The sequence below is a fragment of the Dehalococcoidia bacterium genome, assembly GCA_030648205.1.
Taxonomy (GTDB): Bacteria; Chloroflexota; Dehalococcoidia; order JAUSIH01; family JAUSIH01; genus JAUSIH01.
Genome location: JAUSIH010000058.1, coordinates 25,670 through 35,414, shown reverse-complemented (window position 1 = coordinate 35,414; position 9,745 = coordinate 25,670). Strand labels below are relative to the sequence as shown.

Here is a 9,745-nt window from a genome sequence, read left to right as displayed (position 1 = left end):
AGCCGCGCCAAGCGCTTCCCGCTCGTCGCCACGCCCGCTACCCTCGGCCCGTCGTACAGCGATGTGTCTTTTCCGAGCGCGGATGACGTGGTGCCGCTCAGGGGGTGGTTCATCCCGGCGGAAGGCGGCAAGCGCGTCGTCATCATCGTCCACGGGAAGGATGGCAATCGGGCCAAGAAGCCGGAGAGCGCGGAACTGCCCGTGGCGCAGGCGCTCTCCCGGCGTGGCTTCAGCGTGCTCATGTTCGACCTGCGCGGCCACGGCGAGTCCGGCGGCGACCGCTTCTCCCTGGGCCAGTACGAGGAGCGCGACGTGCGCGGGGCCATCGCGTATGCGCGTGGCCGAGGGTTCGCGGCGGGCGCCATCGGCGTGCTGGGCTTCTCGATGGGCGGCGCCGCGGCTATCCTGGCGGCGTCGCGCGCCCCGCCTTTCGGGGCCGTGGTGGCTGACAGCGCCTTCGCCAGCGCGCGCGACATGGTGGACAGGGAGTTCCCCAGGGAGAGCGGCCTGCCAGCGCTGTTCATACCGCCGACGGTGCTGGCGGCGCGTGTCCTTCAGGGCATGGACATTGACTCAGTGTCCCCGGAGAGGGCGATGATGGAGATACGCGCGCCTGTGTTTGTCATCCACGGACAGGCGGACGACCTGGTGCCTGTCAGCCACGCGCGGCGCAACGTCGCGGCGTCGCGCAATCCCGCATCCGAGATGTGGATCATCCCGGGCGCGACGCACAACACGTCGTACCAGACCGCGGGGGACGAGTACCTGTCGCGCGTGGCCGCCTTCTTCGAGCGCCACCTTCGCTAGCGCGGACCGGATGCGCTAGTGTGATGTCTCAGCAACAGCTTTACAGTGTCCGTCATTCCGGACTTGATCCGGAATCCAGGCTTCCCGGGCTGGATTCCCGCGAAAGCGGGAATGACAATATGGTAATGGGTGCCTGTATAGCGCTCATGGGGACACCACGCTAGTGCGATGTCTCCGAAGCCGTTGTAGTTGTAAATGTCATTGCGAGGCCCGATGGTTCGAATTCCTCCTAACCACAAGCTCCGGAGGGCCGCCGCAGCGCGCGCGCACGGCGTGGCAATCTGGCGGCGGGGTCAACCCCTCTTCTCCCGATGGAATCGGGACTTCGTCGTCCCGACAAGTCGGGACTCCTCGCAATGACAACTTTGTACGGGTATTTCAGGGCCAGCGGCGCTACGGGACCTCTACATGTATGTCCTCCCCGACCACCTTCACCTGATAGACGGCGATGGCCTTCTTGGGCGGCGGCGACTCCACCCCGCCGGTCTTGATGTTGAACTGGCCGCCGTGCATGGGGCACACGACGGTCTCCCCGTCAATCTCGCCCTCATCGAGCGCGGCGCCCGCGTGGGTGCAAATGGCGTCGAAGGCAAAGTAGGAGCCACCCAGGTTCGCCACTGCGATATGCTTGTCGTCCACGTCCACGGCTTTCATTTGGCCGGGCTGGAGTTCATCCACCCTGGCGATGTGCACTGTCTTAGGCATACCGGATTCGCCCTCCCGTTACATGTTGGATAAGTCGTGCATCTAATAACAAGATGATGCCTGTTCCAGTCTATGGGACTCACGGGCGATGCGTCAAACATGGCCCCGCACGGCGGGGCGTAGTACCATGCAGTCGCAGGGAGACGGGCGGAGTTCTCGGAACTCCGCCCTCACGGGCAGGAGGGCGGCAAGTGACAAGTCGGAGAACGGGCGGTCCTGATGGCCCGACCTTTGCGACGCAAGTCCTGAAGGTCATGGACGAATGGCTGAGCGGCAAGCTCTCCAACGCCCAGGCCGCGGAGTGGGCGTTCCAGAACACGGACGTGATGGAGAAGCACGGGCAGGCGTGGCGGGAGGCGGAGGCGCTCTGGCAGGCGCTGGCGGCGCTGGCCATGCTCAGCTCATGCCAGCCAGAGGATGCGCGCAGCACCCGTCGGGAGATGGAGCAGGCCCGTCAGGCGCTTCGAGCAGCCCTGGCGAGCCGGTGAGCCACGGGCGTGCCTGGTGTCCTGTTTCGGAAATACGTTCCCTATCCCATGTCATACCGGCGGAAAGCTTGCCCCGTACCCGATACGGGGCCGGTATCCAGAGAAGCATCGGGGAACGCTGGATTCCGGTTTTCGCCGGAAAGACGGTAGTGTCCAGGGGCGTTTTCTTGAATAGCTTCTCATGCATGAATTAGCACGTGTACTTCAGGGACAGGACACTAGCCGTCCCGCGGCCCCTGCTGTCGCAGGCGCTCGATGGCCCGGCTGATGCGCTTGAGCGTGCGCTCTCTGCCCAGCGCGGCCATCGTCTGGAAGAGGGGCGGCGCCGCCTTCTCGCCCGTGGTGGCTACGCGGAGCACGCCGAAAAGCTGGCCGGTGGTGAGGCTCGACTCCTGCGCCAGTGTCCGTAGCTCGTTCTCCATGCTGATTTCGTTGAAGATCGCCAGGGACGCGACGCGCTGGCGGGCTGCCTCCAGCGCCGTCAGGGTGGACGCGCTGGTCATGCCCTTCTGGACAAGCTGAGTCGGGTCAAAGTCCAGGTCCTCGGCAAAGAAGAAACCCAGGAGGGATGGGACATCGCTCAGGAGCTTTGCCCGCTCCTGCGCCAGCGGCATGACGCGGCGCGCGAAGTCCTGCTCCAGCGGACGGCGCACTCCCGCGGGCAGCCCCTTTTCGAGGAAGGGCATCGCTCTGCGCGCCATGTCGTCGGAAGCCAGATTGCGAATATAGACGCCGTTCACCCACATCAGCTTATCCTGGTTGAAGATGGCCCCCGTCTTGCCGATGCGCTCCAGGCTGAAGTTCTTGATGAGTTCGTCACGAGATATGATTTCCGTCTTGTCATCCAGCGACCATCCGAGCAGCGCCAGGTAGTTCACCATCGCTTCGGGCAGGTAGCCCTTGTCGCGGTACTCCAGAAGGCTGGTGGCGCCGTGCCGCTTGGACAGCTTGGACCGGTCGGCCCCCAGAATGAGCGGCAGGTGAACGAAAACAGGCGGCGCCCAGCCGAAGCCCTCGTAAAGCAGCACGTGGCGCGGCGTGCTGGGCAGCCACTCCTCGGCGCGCAGCACATGGGAAATGCTCATCAGGTGGTCGTCCACCACGTTCGCAAGATGATAGGTGGGGAAGCCGTCCGACTTAAGCAGCACGAAGTCGTCCAGCGTGCTGTTCTCGTTCACCACCTCGCCGCGCAGCCTGTCCTGCACGCGCGTCTGCCCCGAAAGCGGCGTCTTGAAGCGCACCACCGGCACGGGCGAGGCGTCAGGGAAGGGCTTGTCCGCCCAGCCGTAGCCCTTGTCGCGGCACCGCCGGTCGTACATGGGCGGGCGCTTCGCTATCTGCATCTCGAAGCGCACCTGCTCAAGCCGCTTGGTGGAGCAGTGACAGAGGTACGCATGGCCGGATGCCAGCAGCTTCTCCGCGGCCTCCCGGTAGCGCGGAAGCCGCTGCGACTGGAAGTACGGGCCGTTCGGCCCTTTGTTCCCCTTTGCGTCCTCGGTCGGGCCTTCGTCCCAGGTGATGCCCAGCCACAGGAGGCTCTCCAGGATGGCCTCCAGCGCGCCTTCCACCTTGCGCTCCTGGTCCGTGTCCTCGATGCGGACGATGAACTGCCCGCCTGTATGTCGGGCGTAGAGCCAGTTGAACATGGCCGTACGGATGTTGCCCACGTGGGGGATGCCGGTGGGGCTGGGCGCGAAGCGGACGCGGACGGGCGTGGTCATGGGTCTCCGTTCAAACGAATATGGCGGTAGCTATCGCGCTCACATTCTAGCATGGCCTAAGAAGGCCGTCGAGGACGGGCATCTGATAATTTGTCATCTGATTCTACGATCGATAACTATGCCCAGGCATTTCACGTTTTTGTGCAAGGCAACGCTATGTGTTGGTATGTCCTGAAGGTTCGTCTTCATCTTCGATAGATAGCTCCATGTTCGTAGCTTTCAGCGGGCTGTCGCTCAATCTCCGACGTAGGGAGTCATGAACGGGAATCATCTCGCGTAAGCGACGCTTTTCCTCCACATCTTCCTCTAGTAGATCAGCTTGGAGGTCTGTGATCCGTGCCGCTGCCCGGAATTTCGCTGCCTCAGCCCGAGCCTTCTCTTTGTTGTGAGGTAGCATGATCCATTTCTGAACTGCCAGTGAAAGAAGGTAGGCAGCACCGGCAGATGCGGAGACAAAAGCTACGTCCACTGATATAGGCGGGATAGTAATATTAAGAATCAACTCAATTGTCAGAGGTGATGCTTTGGTTATCTTCGCCAATCTTAGTCTTTGTATCTCCTTGAGACGGCGACCCTTACGATAGTAAAAGTATTGAGAGAACTTGTATCTAGAATAATCTTCATCAAGAACCATCACTAGGTAGTCGTGGAGCAATTCAAGGTCGTATAAGAAAGACGAAATATCGAGAAGGTAGGGCTCCTTTCCCGTGTCAAAAGTAATGCGTAGCTTCAACTTTCGGTTCAGGTTATTTGATGACATAACTAATCCCCCATTCGCTTGCTGCTTTTTCGTGGCATTAGCACTAACAGAACCGGTCGAAGTTTACCACTCCTTATGGCAAGCGTGAATGCCCTTGCCAAGACGCTAATTATGAACGTCATAGAGTTCTTTAGAGTCCTTGATTTGCGCAACCTCTCGTAGCACCCGCTCCAGGTCGTCCGGCAGCGGGCTGATGAACGTGCGCTCCTCGCCGGAGGGCAGGCGGAAGGTGAGCCGGTGCGCGTGCAGGAACTGCCGCGCCACCAGCTTCGTCGTCCCGCCGTACAGCGGGTCGCCCGCCAGCGGGTGCCCGATGTGCGCGAGGTGCACCCGGATCTGGTGCGTGCGCCCCGTGGCGGGCGCCGCCTCCAGCAGCGTGTAGTCGGGCAGATAGCGCAGCACGCGATAGCGCGTAAGAGCGGCCCGACCGTCCGGCACGACGGCCATCCGTTTGCGGTTGCGCGGGTCGCGGCCTATCGGCGCATCAATGACGCCCTCCGGGGGCTGCACGCGACGGTGGACCAGCGCCAGGTACACCTTCCGCACCTGTCGCTCTTTGAACTGGGCCTGCAAGTGGCGCAGCGCCCGCTCGTGCTTGGCGACGACGATCAACCCCGACGTGTCCTTGTCCAGCCGGTGGACGATGCCCGGACGCAGCTCGCCGCCGACGCCGCCCAGGTCGGGCACGCGCGCCAGCAGGGCGTTCACCAGCGTGCCGCTGGGGTGCCCCGGCGCGGGATGCACCGTCAGGCCGGCGGGCTTGTCCACCACCAGCAGGTCGGCGTCCTCGTACACGACGGTGAGCGGAATGTCCTCCGGCGACAGGCCGAGCACAGGCGCCGGCGGCGGCACGGACATGGAGACGTCATCGCCGGGCTTCAGCTTGTGGGCGGCTTTGACGGGGCGTCCGTTGACGGTGACGTGACCTGCCTCGATGAGCTGCTGAACGCGGGAGCGGGAGAGGTCGGGACACTGCGCCGCCAGGAAGCGGTCGAGGCGCTCTCCCTGCGTGGCGACGCTGAAGGAGCGAGTGTCTGACGACGGCACGGCTATCGCGTCGGTTTCTCTTTGCCTGTCCTGAAGAGTATCCATGCGAGCAGGGCCACGCCGATGACGATGCACGAGTCGGCCACGTTGAACACCGGCCAGAAGCGCAGGTCAATGAAGTCGGTGACGCGTCCGAACCGCAGGCGCTCCACCAGGTTGCCCGCGGCCCCGCCGAGCTGGAGGCCCAGGCTCACGGTCAGCGGGAGCGTCTTCGCCGAGTGCATCGAGTGGTACAGGATGATGGCCCCTATGCCGATGACCGCCGTGATGACCAGGAAGATCGTCTGGTCCTGGAACAGGCCGAACGCGCTCCCCGTGTTGGTGATATAGGTCAGCCGGACGGGCGCGTCCGGGAAAATGGACTGGCCGGGGAACATGCTGGTCCGCACCCACAGCTTCGTGAGGTAGTCCGCGACGAAGACGGCCGCCGCGATGCCGATAAACAGCGCCTCGCGCACCCACGTCGCCATCCGTGCCCGTCGGGTTGCCTCCGTGGCTGTTGCAGGCAAGTCGTTCATCTCGGAGTGCGTGGCGGCGCTGACCGGAGGCGCTGTGTCAACTGTCTGATGTCCCAGTTCGTCCGGGTTGGCCGGGCCTTTTGCTGGAATACTCTGGTTTTCCGTGTCCACTCTCTCGGCCGTTCCTCATGATTGGATTCGTGGCGCCTTCTCGCGTATTGGTAAATGATACCATGTTCCAGCGCCATGAATGTGACAGGACGCGTCGTCGCAGGGCAATCGCGTCTACTTCCTTCTTACGCACTCATGGACATAGCAAATCGCAAAGGGGGCGTCCCTTCGTCGCTCCGGCGAAAAGCCTGCCCCGGCGAAGGCCGTGGGCCGGAGCCCAGGGACACGAGATCGTCCGCGACGGGCGACGCTCGCGTCCTGCTTCGGAAACGCGCTCCATATTCCACGTCATACCGGCGAAAGCCGGTATCCAGAGAAGCGCCGGGGAACGCTGGATTCCGGCCCCTTATCAGGTACGGGGCAAGCTCTGCGCCGGAATGACGGCGGCGGACCGGCGGGCTTCTTCGAGCCTTTCTTCAAAGACTCACGCGACGGGCGGGAACGAACGCTCGCATCAAGACGCGATTGCCTTGGGGCAAAAGCGCGGCGCGTCGTCACGCCCTTGCTCTCAGATACGACAAAGTGCTACAGTGTAACGAACCCTCGCTACAACGGAGGCACTCTGTGAACAACGACCTTGTCCAGCGCCTGCTGGCGGGCGACCAGCGCGCCCTGGCCCGACTCATCACCCTTGTAGAGCGTGAAGGGCCTGACGTCCCCGGCATCATGGCAGCCGTTTATCCACACATCGGCAGAGCATACCTCGTGGGCATCACCGGCCCGCCCGGCGCGGGCAAGTCCACCATTGTAGACCGGCTGGTCGCTTTCCTGCGGGCTAAGCAGAAGACCGTAGGCGTGATAGCGGTGGACCCCACCAGCCCCTTCACCGGCGGCGCCGTCCTGGGGGACCGCATCCGCATGCAGCAGCACTTCGGCGATCCCGGCGTCTTCATCCGCAGCATGGCCACTCGAGGCAGCCACGGCGGACTGCCCCGGACGGCCAGCCAGGTGGCGAAGCTCTTTGACGCCTACGGCAGGGACGTGGTGCTCATCGAGACGGTGGGCGTGGGCCAGACTGAGCTGGACATCATGGAGGTGGCGGACACCGTCGTCGTGGTGCTCGTGCCGGAGGCCGGCGACGCGGTGCAGACGATGAAGGCGGGCCTCATGGAGATCGCCGACATCTTCGTGGTCAACAAGGCGGACCGCGACGGCGCCGACTCCCTGGTGCGCGAGCTCGTCGCCACTCTGGAGTTGAGCCCCAAGCACGACTACTGGAGTGTGCCCGTGCTGGCGGCCCAGGCGCACAAGAACGTGGGGATGGAAGAGGTGCTGGCGCAGATTGAGAAGCACGGGGAGGTCATGCGCTCCTCCAACCTCTTTGCCGAGAAGCGGAAGGCCCAGCGGCGCAAAGAGTTTTTCCAGATGATCGAGTTGCGGATGGAAGAGCGCCTTCAAGACCTGGTGGAGAAGGACGGGCTGCTTGGATCTTATCTGTCCCAGGTGGAGAAGGGTGGGCTCGACCCCTATTCCGCAGCCTCGCAGGTGCTGGCGAACAAGGCCCTGCTGACGCGCTGGCTGGAGACCATAGCGGAGTAGCCTTCGCGCCCGCCACTCAATAGCGCCACAGTCAGGAGACGCCCCTGGTGTGATGTTCCCAAAATGCGCCGTCAATGTCATTGCGAGGCCCGACGCAGGAGGGCCGTGGCAATCTGGCTGCGGGGCGCACCCTTCCTCTAGATTGCTTCGTCCTCCGGCAAGCCGGAGTCCTCGCAATGACAAATCGTAAGCGTATTTCAGAAACAGGACACTTGGAGCGTCCCCCTTGCCGTTAGGGCCTCTTGAAGTTGCCCTTGACCACGGGGTCTATCCACACCTGGTCGAAACGCATAGCGTCCAGTCGCGCTCCGGCCCAGTCCTGCTGGAAGCCCTTGACCCAGGGCTGGCTCGCTGCATCCGCGCCGCCGGAGTCGCAGGGCGTTGGGCGCGGCAGGTAGAACGCCGCGTAGGAGTCCAGGATGCGCTGCTGGGCGGCGTACACGAGCGGGAGGCGTTTCGCCCAATCCAGCGTCCGGGCCTGCTCCGCTAGGAGCCTGTCCAGCTCCGGGTCTGCGTAGTTGGCGTAGTTGCGCGGCGCGCCGGAGCGCCAGACAGGGGAGAGTCCGTTGGGGTCGGGATAGCCGACGTAGGGGACGGGATAGACCGCGATATCGTACTGCAGGCTCAGCAGGCGCTCCTGGGACTGCTTGGGCGCCTCCAGTTCCTGGACCTCCGCCTTGCCCCCAATGTCGTTGATCCCTTTTGCCAGCAGCTTCGCCCATGCGTCCACTATCCTGGCGTCCGGGTCCGACACGCCGCCTTCCTCCTTCCGCTGAAGGACCGTCGCCGTCAGGGCGTCGGAGAGTCCCGCGTCCGCGACAAGCTTCCGGGCCTCGGCGAGGCGCTGGATGCGGTCGCCGCCTGCCTCGGGACGCTTCGCCAGATCGTTCTGGGGCAGCGCCCACGGCGAGAGGCCGCCAGGCGAGCCGATGTACGGCCCGCATGACGACTCCTGGGCGACGTAAGCGGCCTCGTCGTCCAGAGCAAGCCGCAGGGCCTTGCGAACGCGCAGGTCATTGAACGGGGAGCGGGTCGTGTTCACCACGACATCATGGCCGACGACCGGGTCCTGCGCCCGGTGGAACACCAGGTCGGGGCGCGCCTCGCGCAGGGAGCGCACGCGCTGTTCGGACAAAGGACCAAGCACAACGTCCAGAAGGCCGGCCCGGAGGCCCGCTATCCGCGTGGTGGCATCGCTGACCGTGAACAGCTCGTAGTAATCCAGGTAGGGTTTACCCTTCAGGAAGTAGTCCTTGTAGCGGGGGTAACGCGCCTGCCCGGAGGCTGAATAGCCGGTGAAGACGAACGGGCCGCTGCCTACGGGGTCTGGCGCGCGCCACGTCTCCTCCAGTCCGTCGAACTGAGGCCGGACGACCAGTGTCCCGCTCGCCAGGGCCGAAAGGATGCCCGCGTCCGGCTGGCGCATGATGATGCGCAGCGTGAACCTGTCCGGCGCGATGACGTCCTTGATGGAGGCGTACAGCTCCCGGCGGGGCCGCGTCGTTTCACGCGGTGGCAGGCGCACCCGGTCGAGGCTGTAGAGGACATCCACCGCGGTCACCTGCTGCCCGTTGTGGAACGTGGCGTCCTTGCGGATGCTGAACTCGAACGTGAGGTCGTCCACCAGTCGCCAGTCCTCTGCCAGGTCGCCGATGATGCGACGTCCGGACACGGCGGGGTCGAACTGGACCAGGCCGCTGTACACCGGGCCTACGACGGCCTGGATAGCCGGCGTCGGCTCCTCGTGCGGGTCCAGGCGGGAGCTTTCCGGCGGCTGCTCCGCGACGGCCACGCGCAAGGCGCCGCCGGAGACGGGCGCGCTCGCAGGAGTGGGCGACGGCGCGGGCGTGGGACGCGCAGGGGCCGGTGTCGGGACCGCAACGATGGGCGGATTGCACGCCGCCGCGAGGAGCGCCAGCGCCGCGGGCCACGCAAGCCATCTCTGGAGAGACCGCATCAGTCCGATATCCATCTAACAGGCTGTTGAAAAAGGAGAGTCCAGAGGGGCGAAGCCCCGTAGCTTGTCCTGAGCGAAGCCGAAGGAGCGGG

Annotated in this window: 9 protein-coding genes; 3 read left to right on the top strand and 6 right to left on the bottom strand. The window is 64.2% G+C overall.

The window, feature by feature from the left end; genetic code table 11:
* Positions 1-807: alpha/beta fold hydrolase (locus Q7T26_07860; GenBank protein MDO8532067.1), on the top strand; the 807-nt coding region annotated here is incomplete at its 5' end.
* 393 nt (positions 808-1,200) lie between these two features.
* Here Q7T26_07860 and Q7T26_07855 read toward each other — a convergent pair.
* On the bottom strand, positions 1,201-1,512 hold the full coding sequence (locus tag Q7T26_07855) for a non-heme iron oxygenase ferredoxin subunit (GenBank protein ID MDO8532066.1): 312 nt from the start codon (positions 1,510-1,512) through the stop codon (positions 1,201-1,203).
* Positions 1,513-1,703: 191 nt separating this feature from the next.
* On the opposite strand from Q7T26_07855, the gene Q7T26_07850 reads away from it, so the two are divergent.
* On the top strand, positions 1,704-2,000 hold the full coding sequence (locus Q7T26_07850) for a hypothetical protein (protein MDO8532065.1): 297 nt from the start codon (positions 1,704-1,706) through the stop codon (positions 1,998-2,000).
* A 218-nt stretch (positions 2,001-2,218) separates the two neighbouring features.
* Here Q7T26_07850 and gltX read toward each other — a convergent pair whose 3' ends face one another.
* The 4 genes from gltX to lspA form a co-directional block, all read right to left on the bottom strand.
* On the bottom strand, positions 2,219-3,721 hold the full coding sequence (gene gltX, locus Q7T26_07845) for a glutamate--tRNA ligase (protein ID MDO8532064.1): 1,503 nt from the start codon (positions 3,719-3,721) through the stop codon (positions 2,219-2,221).
* Between the two features lie 154 nt (positions 3,722-3,875).
* Positions 3,876-4,481 (bottom strand): hypothetical protein, encoded by a 606-nt coding sequence (locus tag Q7T26_07840; protein ID MDO8532063.1) that lies wholly within the window; start codon positions 4,479-4,481, stop codon positions 3,876-3,878.
* A 105-nt stretch (positions 4,482-4,586) separates the two neighbouring features.
* Positions 4,587-5,573: an RluA family pseudouridine synthase gene (locus tag Q7T26_07835; protein ID MDO8532062.1), complete on the bottom strand. Its 987-nt coding sequence runs from the start codon at positions 5,571-5,573 to the stop codon at positions 4,587-4,589.
* The gene (lspA, locus tag Q7T26_07830) at positions 5,531-6,157 is read right to left on the bottom strand and encodes a signal peptidase II (protein MDO8532061.1); all 627 of its coding nucleotides are present in this window, start codon (positions 6,155-6,157) and stop codon (positions 5,531-5,533) included. Before lspA ends, Q7T26_07835 begins: the two co-directional genes overlap by 43 nt.
* Before the next feature lie 564 nt (positions 6,158-6,721).
* Here lspA and meaB point away from each other — a divergent pair.
* A complete protein-coding gene (meaB, locus tag Q7T26_07825) occupies positions 6,722-7,696 on the top strand; it encodes a methylmalonyl Co-A mutase-associated GTPase MeaB (protein MDO8532060.1) in 975 nt (324 codons plus the stop codon).
* Positions 7,697-7,928: 232 nt separating this feature from the next.
* On the opposite strand, the gene Q7T26_07820 is transcribed toward meaB, so the two are convergent.
* Complete coding sequence (locus tag Q7T26_07820; protein MDO8532059.1) at positions 7,929-9,653, bottom strand: ABC transporter substrate-binding protein; 1,725 nt, start codon at positions 9,651-9,653, stop codon at positions 7,929-7,931.
* Positions 9,654-9,745 lie beyond the last annotated feature (92 nt).